The sequence below is a fragment of the Cognatishimia sp. 1_MG-2023 genome (assembly GCF_030548175.1).
Classification (GTDB): Bacteria; Pseudomonadota; Alphaproteobacteria; order Rhodobacterales; family Rhodobacteraceae; genus Cognatishimia.
The window spans coordinates 1-624 of sequence record NZ_JAUORX010000021.1 but is presented as its reverse complement, the minus strand read 5'-3'; the positions used below and the strand labels follow the sequence as shown (position 1 = coordinate 624).

Annotated in this window: 1 tRNA gene; it reads right to left on the bottom strand. The window is 54.2% G+C overall.

Annotation, left to right across the window (positions count from 1 at the left end):
* Positions 1-547: 547 nt before the first annotated feature.
* Positions 548-624, bottom strand: a tRNA-Met gene (locus tag Q4544_RS15700).

Here is a 624-nt window from a genome sequence, read left to right as displayed (position 1 = left end):
CAAGATGGCGGCCTAACGCCAAAGATTTAACTCCAAGGACTCCACGCAAAGCTGGAGGAGACTTGGGGCTCAGGTCAACGGGAATGGAATAGACTGCACAGCGAAAGCACATCAGCGCGAAGCTCCATGGAACGTGAGCTCAAACGACTGGGAAGTCAGATCGACAAAATCGTCGAAGCCATCACAGCGGGCATGTTCCACGCCTCTATGAAGACAAAGATGGACGACCTTGAAGCGCGCAAAGCCGAATTAGAGAACAAACTCGCAGCCCTGCCCGAACAAGATCCAATTGTCTTACACCCTGCCCTCGCAGAGACCTACAGCAAGAAGATCGCTGCATTGGCTGACAACCTCAATCAAAAGACTAGCAGATCCGAAGCCTCGGAGCTGCTGCGTGGTCTGGTTTCAGAGGTGCGTCTGCATCCCGACGAGAACGCCGATGATGCCCATGTGATTGAACTATATGGCGAATTGGCCGCGATCTTGGAGCTGACAGGCCCTAAAAACAACAACACCCGCCGTTTTACGGGCGGGTTGTCGGTTCAAGTGGTTGCGGGAGTAGGATTTGAACCTACGACCTTCAGGTTATGAGCCTGACGAGCTACCGGGCTGCTCCATCCCGCG